This window comes from Terriglobus albidus, from assembly GCF_025685425.1.
GTDB classification, from domain to species: domain Bacteria; phylum Acidobacteriota; class Terriglobia; order Terriglobales; family Acidobacteriaceae; genus Terriglobus; species Terriglobus albidus.
Window position 1 is genome coordinate 1 of sequence record NZ_JAGTAS010000034.1, and the last position, 19,160, is coordinate 19,160.

The following is a 19,160-nucleotide window of genomic DNA, read 5'->3' on the forward strand; positions in this document are numbered from 1 at the left end:
CAACCTTCCCCATCGCCTACTTCGACGCACAGCAACTTCACGTCGGCAACCTACCCCAACAACAAGGCGATGGAAATCTGGAAATTTCATACAACCGAAATTCCCAGATTCCCACCGCCTCCACCACCACCTGAGCTCAAAAAAAGCTCAGTTTTATAAAACCTGCCGAGCAAAAAGTGTTACCCATCTGCCCGGTCTAAACTGTTACCTATCTTCCAGGCTGCACAAGATCGGAAAGAAACGCGGCTTTAGCGCTGAGGTCATAGCTTTGGTACCTCAGCGGCTAAAGCCGCATATCTTCGGGGCTCGGTACGGGACGGCTGAAGCCGTGCCCTTAAGCAAGGCATTCGCGCCTGTGGCACGAAACGGTTGCGCCTCGTGCACTGATCGGCTAATCCGCATGGGATTGAAGACTCTTCTATAGAACGCGCCTTCAGCGCTTTTATCGGCTAATCCCTTTGCCGCAATCTCTGCCCATTACTGCAGCGCCACGCCTTCGCGAATCTCATCCGTTGCCTGCTTCACCACCGTATCGCCCGCCTTCAACTCTCCACGAACCGAGACCTGATCGCCGGAGACGGGGCCCTTGCGCACATCTACCCAGTGAGCATGTCCGCCGCGTGCCTCAATGACAAAGGTGCGCTCCGTCGTCGTAACCACGCTGGTTGTGGGCACAAACAGCAGGTCATCACCAGAGGCGACCGGCCAGTCTACCGTCGGGTACATGCCGGGCGAGAGCGCTCCGTCGGTATTCGCGACATCAAGCTCCACCATCATGGCCCGGCTCTGCGGGTCGAGTGAGTTAGGAATGCGTGCGACAGCACCGGTATAGCTCTTGCCCGGATGCGCCGGCACATGGAAGGTGACCTGTTTGCCCCGTGCGATGCTGCCGGAATAGCTCTCGGGCACGGGTACCACCAGGCGAAGATGCGAGATCTGCTGCAGCCGCAACAGCGCCTGATGACTCCCCGCGGCGACCATCATGCCGGGGTGAACCAGCCTCTCGGTGACGATGCCGTCGAAGGGAGCCGTGACACGAAGATATCCCTGCATCTCTTTCGTCGAGGTGAGCTGGCTCCCTGCCGACTTCACCGAAGCTTCCCGGGCCTGCACGATTGCCTCGGCCGCCTCTTTCTGCTTCTGCGCCTGGATCAGCTCGTTGCCGGCAACAGCGCCGGGAGTCTTCGATGCCTCCAGCAGACGCTCATAGGTGCTGGCCGCTGCTGCTGCGTTGGCCTTGGCCTGGGCTGCCTCTGCTTCGGCCTGATGAAGGGTCGCCTCTGAAGCAGAAGTCTGCGAACCCATCTCCGGTGCAGAAAGAACGACGAGCAACTGGCCGCGCCGCACCTTGCTGCCGCGATCGACGAGAACCTTCTCCACATAGCCTGGAACGCGGGCCTCGATATCGGTCTGCAGATAGGGCGTCAGCTCCGCAGTCAGCGGGACAGTGCGGGAGAGGCTGCGGCTCTCCACCTTCGCCAGCGCGATCTTCGGCGCGCCTTGCGCCACGGCAAGAGAGATGCTGACGAACGGCAGAAGGACGGCGGCGTGTCTAAACGTGTTCATAGTAGCGGCTCGTAGGATCTTCCGGATTAAGTGAGTTGGACTCGTGTTTGGCCTTGCGCTGCAGCGCGGCATAGATGGTGGGCAGAACAGTCAGCGTCGTCAGCGTCGAGAAGAACAGGCCGCCGACCACGGCGCGGCCCAGTGGAGCGGTCTGCGCTCCACCTTCTCCCAGGCCGATGGCCATGGGGATCATGCCGCAGATCATCGCCGTCGCTGTCATCAGGATGGCACGCATGCGGCCGGTGGCGCCTTCAAAGGCAGCAGCTTCGACATCCTTGTTCTCACGTCTGGCGTGCTCCGCGAAGCTGATCAGCAGGATGGAGTTCGCCACCGAGATGCCCACCGCCATGATCGCTCCCATATACGATTGAATATTCAACGTGGTGCGCGTGATCAGCAGCATCAGCACTACGCCTACCAGCACACCGGGGATGGTCGATAACACCGCCAGCGGCAGACGAAGCGACTGGAAGTTAGCCATCAGCAGCAGGAAGATGGCTGCAATGGCGATCAGCAGACCGATGCGCAGACCGGAGATGGTATCTTCGAGCGCCGGCACTTGCCCTCGAACTACGACGGTCACCCCTTTGGGAGGCGCAGCGAGATGCTGCAATGCGGCGTTGATCTGGGCGCGGGCGTCACCGAGTGTGATGCCGTGCAGGTTGGCGGTGACGCTGACGATGCGTTGTCCGCTGAAGCGCTCAATCATCTCCGGCATCGAGCCATATTGCAGGCTTGCCACCTGGTCTAGCTGCGGCTGGGCCTGTCCGTCGCGCATAAGAGGAAGCGTTGACAACGCTCCCAGGCCCTGTACGCGGTTGGAAGGGAGCTGTACCTGGATCTGGAAGGCATTGCCTGTCCGCGGGTCTCGCCAGTAGTTCGGTGCGATGAAGCGTGATGATCCAGTGGCCGGTATCAGTGAGGTAGTAACATCGGCCATGGTGAGGCCGAACTGTCCGGCATAGTCGCGGTCGATCTTAATCTCAGCCGTGGGATACTTCTGCTCCTGCGGGATGGAGACATCGCGCAGGAAGCTCAGCTTCTTGATCTCGGCCTCGATCTTTGCCAGGTAGGCGTAGTCCTGGTCGAGGTCGACGCCCTGCACATCGATCTGGATGGGTGTGGGCGAGCCGAAGCTCATCACCTGCGAGACAATGTCACCGCCCTCGAACGCTACTCTTAGATTCGGCATCTGCTTCTGGAAGGCTGCACGAAGATCTTCGCGTAGCTTCTCATCCTCCGGATGGCCGGACGCGAGCTGCACCTGCACGATCGACTCTTCCGGACCTGAGGTGAACAGATGGATCAGGTTGACGGGATAGCTGGAGGGCTGCACGCCTACGTAGTCCGAGGTGATGGCGACGTTGTGCTCGCCCGCGGTTTTGCGGATGAGATCAAGCGCATGCAGGATCTGTGGCTCGGTCTCTTCAATGCGTGTTCCGACAGGAGCCTTGATGCGCAGGCGCAGCACCGGGCCATTGGCATCGGGGAAGATCTCTGTGCCCAGTGTGGGCGCCAGCAGGAAGAGTATCAGTGCGCAGACGCCGAAGTAGCCGAGATAGATCAGCCGGCCGCGCTTGAGGATGCGCGTCAGGTAGCCTTCGTACCAGGTGCGTAGCTTACCGAAGCGGCCTTCATGTTCTTCACCGCGATGCGTCTCCGACATGATCCAGACCGCGAAGACCGGCACCAGCGTGCTGGAGAGCAGGTAGGACGCAATCATCGCAAAGCCAACGGCCAGCGAGAGCGGTGTGAAGAGCTGGCGGCCTACGCCCTTCATAAAGAACGAGGGGACGAAGACGGCGAGGACACAGAGCATCGAGAGCAGCCGCGCGATGATGGTGCGGCGGCAGGCTTCCAGCACTGCCTTCGCGCGCGAGACTCCAGGCATCAGCTGCGTATGGATGTTCTCGATCTCGACCGTGGCTTCATCGACCAGCACACCGACCGCCAGCGCCAGGCCGCCTAGCGTCATGATGTTGATGGTCTGACCCGTGGCCCACAGCGCGACGACCGCGGTGAAGAGGGCAAAGGGAATGTTGGCGACGACGATCAGCGCTCCGCGCCAGTCGCGCAGGAAGAGGAAGACGACAAGGCCGGTCAGGACTGCGCCCAGCAGCGCTTCACGCACCAGTCCGCTGATGGCGTTGGAGACATAGCCGGACTGGTCGAAAGCGAGCTGCACATCGACGTCGTCAGGAATGGCCTTCTTGAAGCTGGGAATGGCGGCTTTGACGGCGGCGATCACGGCGAGTGTCGAGGCATCGGAGCGCTTCGTGACCGGAATGTATACGGTGCGTTTGCCATCGACATGGGCATACGCCGTGACGATATCGGTTCCGTTCTCGACGGTGCCGATGTCACGCAAATAGATATTGGCTCCGGAGCGCGGATGGATGGGCGCACTCATCAGCTCCGCAAGGTCAGGTCCCAGGGCTGAGTTGGTGCGGACGATGCGATTGAGCGTGCCGTCGTAGAGATTGCCTGTGGGAGCAACTACCGATCCGTTGCTGACGGCGGAGATGGCCTGTTCCGGCGAGACGCCGTACTGTTTCAGCTTCTCGGGATCAAGCGTGACCACGATGGTGCGCTGGTTGCCACCGAACGGCGGCGGTGCGGAGACGCCAGGGAGCGTGGCAAAGAGCGGACGCACCTGGTTGAGCGCGAAGTTCTGCAGCTCGCCCTGCGAGTGGGTATTGCTGGAGAAGAGCAACAGGCCGACCGCGACGCTGCCTGGGTCGAAGCGGGTGATGAAGGGCGGCACCGTTCCCGGCGGCATGAAGGCACGGGAGCGATTGACGTAGCCAACGGTTTCCGCCATCGCTTGTTCCATATTGGTGCCTTCGCGGAAGGTCAGCTTCATCAAGGCCGCACCCTGGACGCTCTTGCTGTCGACTGACTGAATGCCGGTGATGTAAAGGAAGTGGTACTCGTAGTAATAGGTGAGGTAGCCCTCCATCTGCGCGGGGTTCATGCCGCCGTAGGGCTGGGCCACGTAGATGACCGGGTTACCGACCTGCGGGAAGATATCCATCCGCATGCGTCCAACGGCCATGAAGAAGCCGCCGACGATCGCGAGCAGCGCGACGATCACGGTGAGCGGACGGCTGAGAGCTGCGAGGACAAGGCGCATGACGAGTCGGTTCCTTTAGCGGTTGGCTTCCTGCAGAAAGGGCTGCAGATCGCCCCGGAGATACTGCAATTTGAGAAAGGCGCGCCAGACGTTGAGCCGGGCGATGGCGTTGTCGATCTCTGCCTGCACCTGCAGCCGCTGCGCCTGCGCGACATCATCCACGGGAACTAGGCCGGCCTTGTAGCGGGCGGTGGCTTGATTGAGCGCTGTTTGTGCGGCCTCAAGCTGAGTGGGTGTGTTCTGGGCGATGGTCTCGGAGGCGCGAAGCTCAGCCTGCGCCTGGGCAAACTGTTCCTGCAGGTTACGTGCTGTCAGATCTTCATTCGCACGCGCGGCGCGGAGTGTAGCCGACTGCGCTGCGGCCTTCGCATGCATGCTGGCAAAGTCCATCACCGGGAACGCAATGTTGATGCCGGCGACATAGTTGCCGACGTTGGGCGCCAGACCGTTGGTTCCAGTCAGACGGCGTCCATCGGTCTCTGCTCCGGTGCCGCGGCCATAGGCTGCGCCTTCGAGGTTAAATTGCGGAGCCCAGCTTCGTTCGATGGCGTGGAGCTGAGCCGCGTTCTCGGCGGTTGCTGCCTTGCGCTCAGCCATCAGCGGATTCTCTGAGACAGCGAGAGGATTTTCCGCTCCGGTCGACGTGGGCACGCTGCTCAGGAGCTTTGCCTGCGGTGTCACACTGGCAACAGGCGCGCTCTGGAACTTGTGAAGTGTTGCAACGCTCATCTCGACCGCCTGCTGCGCGAGTGCAAGCTGATTGGCGGCAGCAGCCTTCTCGGCATTGACACGCGACTCATCGGCTCCGGGGCGAAGTTCAGCGGACGCGAGGGCATGGATGCTCTGGCGCAGGGTCTCCCAGTTTTCGACTGCGGTCTGCGCCGCCTTCACTGCCTGCGTGGAAGCGAGCACGGAGAGATAGGCATCGGCGGATGCTGTCTCAACTTCAAGCTGCGTGCGGAGATTGGCGGCAGCGGCGCGATCACGCGCGGCCTCGGCTGCATGAACATTGGCGCTGCGTGTGCCGAAGTCGAAGGGCTGCCAGTTGATGAGCACACCGGCCGCACTGCCCCATACGGAACCGCCATTGTTGGTGCCAATCACCGGTCCCGACATGGGGGGAAGAATGCTCTGCGGCAGCAGACTTCCGAAGACATTGTTACGGGTTCCGCGATTGAACTGGGCGGTGGCATCGAGACGCGGAAGATAGGCGGTGCGCGCCAGATGAATGCGGGCGACCGAGGCGTTCAGCTCTTCCTGCGAGATGTGGATGGCGGGATAGTTCTTCGCGGCATCGTCGACGACAGCAGCCAGGGTGAGCGGAGTGGCTGCCTCCTGAGCGCGCGCACCTGAGGACGCAACAGAGACAAGCATTCCCAGAGACGCGAAGCAGGAGATCCGAAGCAGGTTCATCGATAAGACGTCCTTGTCTTTTCCTATGGGTAAACGCTATATCGAATTTCGATACTTAGGCAACTGTCGGCCGCTTTTATTACATAGTTCTGACACAACTTAATGGAGGCTTAATGTGTTGGCGGATGTCCCGAGGCGTGGGCATGGAATATGCGGCTGGCACGACATTCGATGGAGAATCAGGTGGGAGCCGTGACATTCTCAATGGGCTATCAGCCCGCTCTTGTTTTACCAAAGCGCCATAGGCGCTTCGTTTTGCTTAAGGGCACGGCTTCAGCCGTGCCGTAAAAGGCCGGCAAGAAGGGCGGCTTTAGCCGCTGAGGTACCGGAAGCTATGACCTCAGCGGCTAAAGCCGCATATCTTTGGGGCTCCATACGGGACGGCTGAAGCCGTCCCCTTAAGCACTACAAATTCGAGCTTCGCTCGAATGCCCACACTGGGTGTTCATACCTCCCGGGTGCCCCACCCTCGCAACGCTAGGGTGGGTTAGGAATACCTCAAAACTCTTTCCAAAAACACCAGACGAACTTCTCGTTACCCCTAATCCTCATCCATCTCACGCAACAACTCCCGGACCTTCTCATGCCCTTCTTTCAAAGCTCTGCGGCCCGCGGCGGTAACGGTATAGACGCGCCGCGGGCGGCCTGGACCATTGGTGATCTTCGATCGCAGAAGTCCGCTCGCTTCCATGCCGTGCAGTAGAGGATAGAGCGTTCCTGGGCCGAGATGGTAGCCGTGATGACGAAGCTCACGCATCATCTCCAGACCATAGATCAGTTCACGGCTTGCATGATGAAGCACATGCAACCGGACCAGACCTGAGTAAATATCCCGATATGTCTTCGGCACTCACACAGCGTATAGCATTTTTCCTGTTACTGGGTCTCCCGGAAGAGGAGTGCAGCGGCGTTTTCATTGCGGAAAACGCCCATAGATGCGGAAGCCCTACACTACACCTACAGAAAAATGCTCTAGCGCAAGCGCCCGCATCAGGCGATGAGGGTCTTACGCAATGCGTATGAAATCGCGCCGGCCGGGCATCGTTTTGGAACGATCACCTCATCTGATATGGTCACGGAGGTTTTCATGAGCCACCGCGTACTCTACGGAGAAGATGATCCACGCCGCTATACCGCGAAGCTGAAAGCAATGTTGTCAGGGGTTGCTGACTATGCCTGGCATGACGTCGGAAAGATCGACGATCCCAGGGCTCGCGCTCTTCTGAAAACAACCGCCGAGATCCTTCTCGGCCTGCGGAAGGCCTACGACGAGTTCGAACAGGGCGAGATGATTTGTCGGAAAGCCAGCTAAGGCGCATCCGTTTTTGAGCGCTGAAGGCGCGACCTATACCAGCCTGGGGCATCGCCCCAGGTTACGGTACCCACAAGATGTTAAAGGGCTGAAGGCCCGCCCTATATAACAGTCTTCAATCCGACCGTATCGTTTCGGTAGACATACAATGAAGTCACAAACCGTTTTCGTTTGCGACAATTGAGAACTATAGATCGGGCCTTCAGCCCTCTTATTGTTTCGCTATCCAGTACCCGGGGCGTTGCCCCAGGCTGGTATAGAGCGCGCCTTCAGCGCTTGATTTCGTGTAGGGCCGATATCAACGGACCGCATCATTCGCAACCTCAATAAGCCCGTCCATGATGGCGATGGACGACATACCGTCCAATCAACCATCCGGTCGCGCTGCCAATCAGAACGTCCGTGGGAAAGTGTTGCTGGCCCATCACGCGCGTCAGGCTGACTCCGGTAGCCATCGTATAGACACCGGCCTGCACCCAGGGCGACTTATACTCGCTGGCTATCACAGCTGCCGACGACCATGCGAGCACGCTGTGGTTCGAGGGGAACGAGGAATCCACTCCTGCAGAGCGCTGGAAGAACAGACCGCGGCTGTTGTCCATCGCCGGCCGTTCTCGCCAGAAGATCAGCTTCATGCCCTCCTGCACCACGTAGCCGTCGACCAGCGCCTCACCGGTCAGAATGCCGGTCTCGCGCTGATGCGGGTTATTGCGTAACAGACCCCCACTGTAGAGCACCGCGGGAATCGCGACGAGCGTGCCGGTCAGTGCATTAGAAGCATCCACGCTGCTCTGATTGAAGTTGGTATCGTGCGAGACCACCGAACTCATCGTGTGATGATCGGTGGCAATGGCAACTCCGGTCGCTGCTGCCAGAGGCGTCAGCCACAACAGGTCCTTCGACCGGATACGTGCCGGACTGGTCCATATCCCTGCCTGGTCTTTCAGAATCTCCATCGGCATCCCGAGAAGGATCTTCCGCTGGCTGGGCTGAGGAGCATCGGGCAACGGCTGTTCCGCACTCTGTGCCTGGCAGAGCGGTGCGGTGACAACGATGGCGAGTGCGAACAACGATGCTCGCGTGAAAGAGATAGACAAAGCAATGGCCTCCAAAATCGGATCAAGGTTGGGTCAGGATTGTGGCAGGGCTGAATTCAGGGGAGATCCGCTTTCGCACGCACGCAGACGAGGTGCAAGACACAGGATGCGTGCATGTGTGCACTGCGAGCGAAAGAGGCGCTTCACGTGCCTTTATTTTATGGAGATGCAGCTTAAGTCTGGCTTAAGGAATTCATCGGGTAACGAATCAAGCGCTGAAGGCGCGTTCTATATCAGCCTGGGGCAGCGCCCCAGGGTATGGAGATAGGGAACGGTAAGAGGGCTGAAGGCCCGCTCTATAATTCCCAATCGTCACAGACGAAACAGTTCGTGAAAGCTCTGTATGCCTGTCGAAATGATACGGTCGGATTGAGGGCTCTTAATATAGGACGGGCCTTCGGCCCTTTAACATCTTTTGGGTGCCTCATACCTGGGGCGTTGCCCCAGGCTGGTATAGGTCGCGCCTTCAGCGCTCAACACCCTTCTTGCTCAATAAAGAATGGGCTTCTATCAGCGAGCTAAAGTAACGGCTGTGGCTTACAGCATCGACTGTGGCGCAATATAGCATTCGGATGCAATGAGGCGATAGAATCGGCCAAGTCTGCAGGCACCAAAGACCGGAGTCCCATCACGGAGTAAACAATGAATATCTATTGGGTTGAATCTACCGCACCGAAGTCGATGGCCATTGTTTCGCGTCCCCGGGGAAACGGATCGTTGGAAGACGAATTACTCGCCATGCGCCGTGAGGGAATCGACGTGCTGGTCTCTCTGCTGACGACGACGGAGCAAGAGGATCTCGGTCTCTCGCTGGAAGGCGAAACGTGTAAGAAGGTCGGCATCGAATATGTGAACTTCCCGATCACCGACCATGGGCTGCCGGCATCAAACCAGGAATTTAGTCTCCTGGTGAAACGGCTTCAGAACAAACTCGATGCAGGAAAGCATATCGGCGCCCACTGTTTTGCCTGCATCGGACGGTCTTCCGTTCTGATGGCTTCCCTGATGTGCGCGCAGGGTATCTCCGCACATGACGCATTCTTCCGTCTGGGAGCCGCTCGCGGATTTCCTGTGCCCGAGACGCTGCAGCAGATGAAGTGGGTAGAGCAATTCGCCCGCTCGCTTGCGGAGAGATAGACGTTGCATATCAAAACATTCGAGGGAAGCTCGAACCGGTGGGAGCAGCGGGCTTCAGCCCGCTGATTTGAGATCAAAAAATGTCATGCTTTAGCCCTGGGCTCTCTTCTTGATCGTGAGCAAAAGCCCAGGGTTACGCCCATTCCTTGGCTCATATCAGCGGGGCTAAAGCCCGCTGCTCCCACCGAAAACAATCGGCAACGGCCTTCAACCAATCCTGACAAAAACGTGACAACTCATCACGCCGTTGTCATCCATCATGAGACGTGCGCGTAGCGAGGACAGCGCCGTACTTCGTCTGGATAGAACGCGGCATCCTCCTGCTCGCAGTCCTCTATCTCTCGCTGCACACGCTGCCGCACGCATGGAAGCAGCTCAATACCGACTTCCCGAACTACTACCTCACGGCAAAGCTGGTGGACGAGCACACCGACATGGCCCGCGCGCAGGAGTGGGTATGGCTGCAGCGTCAGAAGGACCTTCACGCCATCCCGCTTCCGCTGATCGCGCTTGTGCCCATCACACCCTTCTCCACGCTCATCCTGTATCCGTTCACCGGCCTCGAGCCGCTTACGGCGAAACATGTATGGATCATCGGTAATCTTCTGCTGTTGATTCCCATTGCCTGGTTCCTGAGGCGCCTGACCGAACTTTCGTATACACGGATCGCCCTGGCACTCGCTCTGTCGCTGCCGCTGCATCGCAATCTGGTCGATGGGCAGTTCTATATCCTGCTTCTCCTGCTGATCGTGGCTGCGCTCTGGTCGTATGTGGAAGGTCACGACGCTACAGCCGGAGCGCTGGTTGGCCTGGCGGCAGCATGCAAGATCTTTCCCGCTGTCTTGTTCATCCTCTTCTGGAAAAGGCGTGCCTGGAAAACGCTCGTCTCCGGCCTGCTGGCTTGTGCCCTCTGCGTTGCCTTGGCCCTCGCGGTCTTTGGCACGCAGATTCATCACGTCTATCTTCATGAGGTGCTGCCGGCAACGCTTCGCGGCGAGGCGCTGCCACCATATGCCACGGCAAGTGGATCGATCACGACGCTGATGCACTATCTCTTTCTTTCTGACCCGGAGTGGAACCCCCATCCATGGCATGCATCGGTCATGGCATACTCTGTCCTGCTGCCGCTGGTGCAGATGTTGATCATGGCTCCAGTCGTTTTGCTGCTGGCATCCCGCGGGGAGAGCAGAAGCATCGCCATTCTGGAGTGGTGCGCTCTGCTAACCACCGCGGTGACCGTCTCCACCATTCCAGCGTCATACAACTTTGTCCTCATAGTGCTTCCGCTCTGTGTCCTGGCTGCACGCGCCATCGCACAACAACGCTGCAGATGGTTGTTCGTCATACTGCTCGCCTTTGCTGTGATCGGAGTTCCTTTTCCATCGGCAGGACCGGGGCATGGACTCTCGATCCTCTTCTTCATGCCACGCCTTCCCACGATGATGGCGGCGACGGTGGCGATAGCGAGCCTATTGTGGAGAGAGCGAGAAGGCTCCGCACGCTTCTGGACACTGGAGAATCGTGCCTTCGCCTGTCTCTTCCTGCTCATTGCTGGATTGACCATGATGCGTACTTTCAACCTGGAGACACTCGCCCGAACAGAAATGGCATACCGGCTACCGGCCGTTCATGCCATGGGCTACCTGCGGTCCTCGCCGCAGAGTTCCGATGGCAAACTTCGATATATCGCGATGATGCCTGCGGGTTATCGTCTGGTGACTGAAGATGGTGTCTCGCGTACCTGGAGCGAAGCGGGGACCGACGACCTCTCCTTCGCAGTCAACGGAAACGATGTCTGGGTGGAACGGGCACAGGCCCGGCAGTCAGTCATCGTGAGACAGTCGGATGTCCGTCCGCTCGTGACCGGTGCACACGATCCGGCATTTTCCGCGACGTCCGGAGCTGTCTACCTGCGCGATCATCTCGGCCGTGGACAACTGTGGCTGGCAGGATCATCGCAACCGCTGACGCCGGAATCGCTCAACGTCTACGAGGCCGCATTCCACTCACGCGATCTGTATGCCGTCTCCGCTGTGCAGAGCGGAGGAATACCGGCACTCTATCTGAAGTCTTCGGACAGTGCACTCACGATGTTGCCTGTCGGCGAAGCTCGTTATCCTGCGATCTCACCGGATGGGAAGTGGCTCGTGTATAGCCGTTTCGAAGAGGGCTTCTGGAACCTGTGGCTGCGCGATCTTTCGAACGGCGCGACGCAGCGGATCACCGAGCTTCCATGCAACCAGATTCAGCCATCGTGGGAGCAGGACTCGAAGCACATCGTCTACGGAAGCGATTGCGGCCGCGCGTTGTGGTTTACGGCAGTGTCACGGCGTCAGATTGTGCCGTAGGTGTCCTCCAGCGATCGCGTTCCGTTCGTGGAGAGTTGAAGGCGGACGACGCGATGGTGAAGCGCTGAAGGCGCGTTCTATACCAGCCTGGGGCAACGCCCCAGGTAACGGATAGCGAAAGGGCGAGAGGGCTGAAGGCCCGACCTATAGTCACCAATTTTGTAATGCCACCATCTCTCTAATGAGGCGGTTTATCCCCAACCCGAGTGCCTCACATCGGGTCCCTAGCCAGCTTGCTGGGTGGGCCTCACGGAGGCACGGTGGGTACGGAGCGACGGAATTATGGAGCGGGCCTTCGGCCCTTTACATCTTGTGGGTACTGCAACCTGGGGCGTTGCCCCAGGCTGGTATAGAGCGCGCCTTCAGCGCTTTAACTGCCTAAAAGGATACCTCGGCGCCTAAACCGCCTTTCTTCCCGCTTCGATATGCTGAGGTCCTCTTTCTAGACCAACCCATGCACCTAACGCATCGGCTCAATGAATTTCACGTGAAATGACCGGCGCAGCCATCTCCCCTTAAGTTTGAGTTAAGTCTCAACCGCCTACGCTGAAGTTCAGTCAGTACCCCCAACGAACACCACATCGTAGAGACCTCTCCCCTTGTACGCAAAGAGGCCGGCGATGTTGGGAACCGATTACTCCAACCCGGATCTTTCAAAGGGATAAGAGCGTATGCGCAAACTTTTCTGGCAAAGTTTCGTTCTTCTATTTGTCTGTCTATCGGCAGATAGGCATCTCGCTGCACAAACAATCTCTGGTGGAATCGCAGGAAACGTACGCGATACCGCGGGAGCAGTTCTGGTCAGTGCAAAGGTGGTTCTTGAACCATCGCAACGTCAGGTAGCCACGGATAATCATGGAGAGTTTCGTTTCCCCAACCTTGCTCCAGGGACATACACGCTTACCGCATCGTATGTGGGGTTCAAACAATTCATCACGACCGTGAATGTCGTCTCCAATCAGACGCAGAACGTTGCGGCAATGCTCGAGGTCGCGTCCGACAGCGATACCGTGATTGTTACCGCACCTCGCCTTCGCGGAGATGCCGAAGCCATCAACATTGAACGCATGTCGGCTCAAATCGTTCAGGTTGCGCCGGCGGGTGTGATCACCAGTCTTCCCAATACGAATATCGCCGATGCCATTGGCCGTTTGCCCAGCGTCTCGTTGGAACGGGATGAGGGCGAAGGAAAGTACGTGCAGATCCGTGGGACCGAACCTCGTCTATCGAATCTCACCATCAACGGCGTCAACGTTCCATCCGTAGAGGTCACCGTACGCAACGTCAAGATGGATGCGATTCCATCGAATGGCATTGACCGCATTGAGGTCTATAAAACTCTCGCTGCCGATCAGGATGCCGACGGCGTGGGTGGAACCGTGAACCTTGTAACCCCCACGGCGCAGGACAAAGCAACCTACGCTCTCAACGGCACCGCGGGCTACAACCCGCTGCAAAACGGCTTCTGGCGCGGCGGATTCGACGGAACCTTCGGCAAGCGTTTTGGCCCCGGAAAGAAGTTCGGATTCCTGCTGGGAGGAAACTGGGACCGCACCAACCGCGGCATCGATGACCTTGAGCCCAGCCAGGGAGTTGGAGTGCTGCCCAACGGCGCCAACGTCGCCTACGTCAACAGCGAAGACCTGCGCTCCTACGAGTACTACCGCACTCGCTACGGCTTTGTAACCGGTATCGATTACAAGATCAACCCGAACACCTCCATGTATATCAAAGGTCTCTATGCCGACTTCCATGACTTCGGCGAGACGCGTGTCTACACCCCCAATGCAGGAAATATCATCGGCGGCAGCGCTTCTCATCTGATCTTTGACAATACCGGCTCGTGGCAGTACCGCCACTACATCCGCCGTCCTGACCAACAGGTCTTCAGCATGCTGGCGGGAGCAAGTCAGGGTATCTCCAAAGATGTGCTGACGTACGACTTTGCTGTCTCGCGCGGTCATAACATCGGCGGACAGGTCTTTCCCAGCACCTACTTCAGCGGTCCCAGCAACGTTGCTTTTACCGAGGACCTGAGCAATCCGAACCGGCCGAAGTTCTCCGCCGCCGATGGCACCAACGGCTTTGATGCGACGCAGTATACCGTCAACGAATCGGATGGCGGCAGCTATCACGCGACGCAGCTCAATATTCAGGGCACAGCCTCTTACGCGCACAACTACAACGCGGGCGGCCATCCCAGCACCTTCTCCTTCGGAGCCAAGATACGCAACTCGTACTCGACCCAGCGGGAGAACGACAACCATCTTGCATACACCGGAGCCACGCCGTTTACGCTCGCCAGCGTAGTCGGCACTTACAGCAATCCGACGTATTACAACAACAGCTTCGCCATCAATGGAAAGGCGTATGGTCCTGCGTCGTCCTATGGCAGCATTCTGCATGCGGTTGCTGCGAACTCAGGTGGTTTTACGGAAGATGTTGTGGGTGATTCCGTCACCTATGCACAAGCCTTCTTCAATGCCGATGAGCGTATTACGGCAGGGTATCTACAGGATGTGATCTTCATCGGCAATCTGCGCCTGGAAGGCGGCCTTCGCTTCGATGCGGGCAGCACACACTTCCTCGCCAACACCATCAACAGTGCGACCACCGGCCCCTGCTTCAAGGACCCAACGCAGGTCTGTCCCGAGGTAACACCCACCAGGCAGGACGCGAGTTACTTCAATCCGCTTCCCAGTGCAGCGCTGCAGTGGCAGTTCCAGAAGGACAGCAACCTGCGCTTCGTCTACAGCCGCGGATTGGCCCGGCCAAACATCGGCGACCTGGTGCCGGCGACGATCGTCGATCCCAATCAGACGCCTTATCCAACGGTGTCGACGGGCAATCCAAATCTGGTGCCTACACTGTCAGACAACATAGACATCCTTGCCGAACACTACTTCCAGCCACTGGGCATCGTGCAGGCCGGCTACTTCTTCAAGGAGCTGCATAACCCCATCTATCCGGTTGCCAGCCTGGTCAACAACTACAACGGCACGAGCAGAACCTATCAGGAGACGCTCTCCATCAACGGTCCGAATGCGCATCTGCAGGGGATCGAGCTGCAATGGCAGCAGCGCTTCTCCTTCCTTCCCGGCATGCTGAATGGCTTCGGTGTCAATGCGAACTACAGCTATGCAACCTCGCGGGTGACCTTTCCGTCGGGGTTCGATGGCGACCGTGGAGACCATCCAGCGCTGGACCGCACCTCACCCAATAACTACAACTTCAATCTCACCTATGATAAGAGCCGCTTTTCAGGCCGCTTCGCCATCAGCCACAACGATGCGAGCATCGCGGCTTATCAGTGGAATGCGACGACAGGGGCGGCCAACGATCCGATCCTTGGATTGAAGGGGCCTACTGGGGATAACTACTTCTATGCACATACGCAGTTCGATGTGCAGGGGAGCTATCGCGTGCATAAGGGATGGCAGGTAGTCGCCTCCGGACTGAATCTCAGCAATGAAGTCTTCGGCTTCTATAACGGCAGCACCATCTATCCGGTGCAGCGCGAGTACTATCGCCCAACGGTTTCCTTCGGCATGCGTTGGACAATGGCGAGCGAGTAGTAGAAAGGGCGATACAGATAAAACCCATCGATGAAAAGTGCTGAAGGCCGGGGTCCCCGACGAACGTGTTCGTTGGGGTGGAAACGCGCGCCCTATACCAGCCTGGGGCAACGCCCCAGGTAACGGATAGCAAAACGGTAAGAGGGCTGAAAGCCCGATCTATAGTTCCCAATCGTCGCAACGCCACATCTCTAAACGAGACGGTTCATCCCCACCCGGTGCCCCACATCGGGGTAAAAGCCTCACGGAGTTAGGGTGGGTTCGGAGCCGCGGAATTATGGAGCGGGCCTTCAGCCCTTTAACATGTTGTGGGCTCCGTAACCTGGGGCGTTGCCCCAGGCTGGTATAGAGCGCGCCTTCAGCGCTCGATTCGAGCTCCGATTCACCCCAGCGAAACAAGTTCGCTGAGGTACCTGTCGCTCGAACGATCCCACCCATTGCTACGCAATGGATGGTGCACCCGGTGCATTGGTTACACAAACAGAAAAGCCGCCTCAAGGGCGGCTTTTCTATCAGATCGTATACCCCGCTCGTTTGAATGGCATCGTCCGTACACGTTCGCCTGTCGCGGCAAACAGTGCGTTGCCAAGCGCTGCAGCCAGCGGCGGCAAACACGGCTCACCCAGACCCGACGGACGGAAGTCCGACTGGATGAAGTGAGCCTCCACTGGAGGAGCGCTGCGCATGCGCAGAATCGGGTAGTCACCGAAGTTTGTCTCTTGAATGCGGCCCTGCTCCACGCCGATCTCCAGGCCCATCGCGGTCGACAGACCATCGATGGCGCCGCCCTGTGCCTGGTTCTCCGCGCTGCTCAGGTTGATGATCGGACCGATATCCGCGGCCACCGTGATCTTGTGCACGGTGATCTTCTTCTTGGCATCGACGCTCAGCTCCACCGCTTCGGCGATGTGTCCGCCGTAAGAAAATCCAAACGCGATGCCCAGACCATGACCTGGCGGCAGCTTCTTGCCCCAGCCGGATTTCTCCGCGGCCAGCTTCACGACACCCGCGGCGCGCGTGGGATTGAAGGTACGGCTCGGGTCCTGCGGCGGGCCTCCACTTGGCGGAGGAGCCAGCGGACGAGCCAGCCAGTCGAGAAGGAAGGTGACATGGTCGCACTCAGCGGCAACCGAGAGCTCATGCAGGAAGCTGCCGATGACAAACATCTGCGTGTTATCGGTAGGCGCACGCCATGGGCCGCAGGGAATCTGCAGCGGCATCAGGCTGACGGCATAACGGACATTCGGAGCGATATCGACAGGGAAGCTGTTGTTGCTGCGCGCGCCGCCGGAGACCGGACGGCTGCCATCCGCGGAGAAGGTGACCAGATGCTGCTGGAAGGCGGTAAGCTTTCCGTCCTTCACCGCTCCCTTCAGGAAGTGATAGCCGCCCACGCGGAACATGTCGTGAGCAAAGTCGTCTTCACGCTTCCACTGCAGCTTGACCGGAGCGTTGACCTTCATCGCAATGGCCGCGGCCTCGCACATGTAGTCATTGGCCAACCTGCGGCCAAAGCCGCCACCGGCGCGGGTCTGGTGCACGATCACCTTGTCTTCCGGCAGGTTCAGCATCTTGGTGACCTGGCCGAGACCGCGGTCGGATTGCTGGCTCGGCGTCCACAGCTCCATGGTTCCGTCATGCCACCAGCCGGTGGTGACCTCGGGCTCAAGCTGCTGGTGCGAGACCATGGCGTAGTCGTAGGCAGCCTCTACTACCTTGCCGGCGGCAAAGGCGGCATCGACGTCGCCGATATTGACTGCAGGTGTCGGCAGGTTGGGGCCAAGCTCTTTGGCCTTCGCTGCGGCCTGCGTCAGTGAGTCCTTCGAGGCCGAGCTCTCATCCCACTCCACCTTCAGCGCGGCCTTCGCCTTGAAGGCCTCCCAGGTGGTCTTGGCGATGATCGCAACGCCCGGCATTACCTCGGCGGGGCTTCCGGTGCCCTCCAGCACGAAGGCATCGAGCACGCCCGGCATCTTCTTGATCTCGTCCAGGTTGGCGGACTTTACCTTACCGCCGACCGCGGGACACTTGGTGTAGTTGGCATACACCATGCCCGGCATGGTGACATCGATGCCGAAGAGCGGCTGGCCGGTCACTACTTTAAGGTTGTCGACCCCGGTGTAACGCTTGCCCAGCAGCTTGTACTCAGCGCGGGTCTTCAGCGGAACCTTCGCGACATCGGGCACCGGCTGGGCTGCCGCGGCCTTTGCCAGCTCACCGTAGGTCAGCTTGCGTTTTGAAGGAGTATGGATGACGGTGCTCTCCGAAGCGGTGCACTCGCTCACCGGAACGTTCCACTGCTTGGCAGCGGCAGCAATTAGCATGGCGCGCGCCGTCGCTCCCGCCTGGCGCAACTGGTCCCATCCACGCGGAATCGAGGTAGAACCACCCGCGCCCTGGTAGCCATAGACCTTGGGATTGATGGCAGCCTGATCGACCTTCACCGTCTTCCAGTCAGCGTCGAGCTCCTCGGCGATGATCAGGCCGAAGGCCGTCTTAATGCCCTGGCCGATCTCCGGCCCTTTGGAGTAGACGGTCACGGTGTTGTCCGGAGCGATGCGGACGAAGGCATTCAGCTCCGTGTTGGCCGCATCTCCCGTCGCCGCCATCTCAGCTTTGGCCGAGCGGGTATCGAGGTTGAAGGCGAGCACCAGGCCGCCGCCGGCCAGTCCGGCCAGCTTCAGGAACGAGCGCCGTCCCATCGTGGTGACCACGGAAGGCGAGATCATCTCGACCTCGGCGATCAGGGCCTGCATCTCGGCGTCGTATTGAGCAAACTTCTCAAGCACCGGCATGGCTGCCTCCTTCCTTGGTGGCGGAGTCTCCGGCAGCCTGATGAATCGCCGCGCGGATGCGGTTATAGGTGGCGCAACGGCAGATATTGCCGGTCATCGCCGCATTGATGTCGGCATCGCTGGGATGAGGATTCTTTGCCAGCAGAGACGCCGCGCTCAGGATCTGTCCACCCTGGCAGTAACCGCACTGGGCAACATCCAGGTCAATCCACGCCTTTTGCAGAGGATGCAGCTTGCCTTCTTCCGCCAGGCCTTCGATGGTGGTGATGTTGCCTTTCACTGCGGAGACCGGGATCTGGCAGGAACGTACCGCCTCACCGTTCATCAGGACCGTGCAGGCGCCGCACGCCCCGATCCCGCAGCCATATTTGGCGCCCTTCAGATCAAGGACGTCGCGCAAAACCCAGAGCAACGGCATATCGGCCGGTGCGTCGACCGATCTGGGCTTCCGATTAATAGTGAGCTGGAATGGCATGATTCACCTCGCAACAGGCTTGCACTGGAGCATTTTCCCTGTGGGTGTAGTGTAGGGCTTCCACATCTATGGACGTTTTCCGCAATGAAAACGCCGCTGCACTCCTCTTCCGGGATACCCAGCATCAGGGAAAATGCTCTTGGAACTCATCGAAGCTGGCCCGGAAGAGCCATCATAGCCGACAAATGGTGCGCTTGGCACGGACGCAGGCTCTCGAGGAAAGCTCTGCCGCCCGCGTGAGTTTTTTGAAAAGGGAATCTTTTTAAAATTTTTGTGGTTCTTGGGCTAAAGGTTCACCCGGTTCTGCCG

General features: G+C 58.9%; 11 protein-coding genes. 4 read left to right on the forward strand and 7 right to left on the reverse strand.

Annotated features, from left to right (window positions below; genetic code table 11):
• Window positions 1-477: 477 nt before the first annotated feature.
• The 4 genes from OHL21_RS06920 to OHL21_RS06935 all read right to left on the reverse strand — a co-directional run bounded on the left by OHL21_RS06920 (window position 478) and on the right by OHL21_RS06935 (window position 6,962).
• Complete coding sequence (locus tag OHL21_RS06920) at window positions 478-1,566, reverse strand: efflux RND transporter periplasmic adaptor subunit (RefSeq protein WP_263416523.1); 1,089 nt, start codon at window positions 1,564-1,566, stop codon at window positions 478-480.
• Window positions 1,553-4,699, reverse strand: coding sequence for an efflux RND transporter permease subunit (locus OHL21_RS06925; RefSeq protein ID WP_263416524.1), 3,147 nt, complete (start codon window positions 4,697-4,699; stop codon window positions 1,553-1,555). The genes OHL21_RS06920 and OHL21_RS06925 overlap by 14 nt, the downstream gene beginning before the upstream one ends.
• Window positions 4,700-4,714: 15 nt before the next feature.
• Entirely contained in the window at window positions 4,715-6,112 is a 1,398-nt protein-coding gene (locus tag OHL21_RS06930; RefSeq protein WP_263416525.1) for a TolC family protein, read from the reverse strand.
• A 541-nt stretch (window positions 6,113-6,653) separates the two neighbouring features.
• Window positions 6,654-6,962: a PadR family transcriptional regulator gene (locus OHL21_RS06935; RefSeq protein WP_263416526.1), complete on the reverse strand. Its 309-nt coding sequence runs from the start codon at window positions 6,960-6,962 to the stop codon at window positions 6,654-6,656.
• 237 nt (window positions 6,963-7,199) lie between these two features.
• Between OHL21_RS06935 and OHL21_RS06940 the strand changes: the two genes are divergently transcribed.
• Window positions 7,200-7,424 carry a hypothetical protein gene (locus OHL21_RS06940; protein WP_263416527.1) on the forward strand — a complete coding sequence of 75 codons (225 nt, stop codon included), beginning with the start codon at window positions 7,200-7,202 and terminating at the stop codon, window positions 7,422-7,424.
• Window positions 7,425-7,747: 323 nt separating this feature from the next.
• Here OHL21_RS06940 and OHL21_RS06945 read toward each other — a convergent pair whose 3' ends face one another.
• Complete coding sequence (locus OHL21_RS06945) at window positions 7,748-8,521, reverse strand: phosphatase PAP2 family protein (protein ID WP_263416528.1); 774 nt, start codon at window positions 8,519-8,521, stop codon at window positions 7,748-7,750.
• Between the two features lie 642 nt (window positions 8,522-9,163).
• On the opposite strand from OHL21_RS06945, the gene OHL21_RS06950 reads away from it, so the two are divergent.
• The 3 genes from OHL21_RS06950 to OHL21_RS06960 all read left to right on the forward strand — a co-directional run bounded on the left by OHL21_RS06950 (window position 9,164) and on the right by OHL21_RS06960 (window position 15,581).
• On the forward strand, window positions 9,164-9,658 hold the full coding sequence (locus tag OHL21_RS06950) for a protein-tyrosine phosphatase family protein (RefSeq protein ID WP_263416529.1): 495 nt from the start codon (window positions 9,164-9,166) through the stop codon (window positions 9,656-9,658).
• Between the two features lie 266 nt (window positions 9,659-9,924).
• The gene (locus OHL21_RS06955) at window positions 9,925-12,006 is read left to right on the forward strand and encodes a glycosyltransferase 87 family protein (RefSeq protein WP_263416530.1); all 2,082 of its coding nucleotides are present in this window, start codon (window positions 9,925-9,927) and stop codon (window positions 12,004-12,006) included.
• Window positions 12,007-12,677: 671 nt separating this feature from the next.
• A complete protein-coding gene (locus OHL21_RS06960) occupies window positions 12,678-15,581 on the forward strand; it encodes a TonB-dependent receptor (RefSeq protein WP_263416531.1) in 2,904 nt (967 codons plus the stop codon).
• 512 nt (window positions 15,582-16,093) lie between these two features.
• Here OHL21_RS06960 and OHL21_RS06965 read toward each other — a convergent pair.
• Window positions 16,094-18,376, reverse strand: a complete 2,283-nt coding sequence (locus tag OHL21_RS06965) for a xanthine dehydrogenase family protein molybdopterin-binding subunit (RefSeq protein WP_263416532.1) — start codon at window positions 18,374-18,376, stop codon at window positions 16,094-16,096.
• On the reverse strand, window positions 18,363-18,851 hold the full coding sequence (locus OHL21_RS06970; protein WP_263416533.1) for a (2Fe-2S)-binding protein: 489 nt from the start codon (window positions 18,849-18,851) through the stop codon (window positions 18,363-18,365). The genes OHL21_RS06965 and OHL21_RS06970 overlap by 14 nt, the downstream gene beginning before the upstream one ends.
• Between the last annotated feature and the right edge of the window lie 309 nt (window positions 18,852-19,160).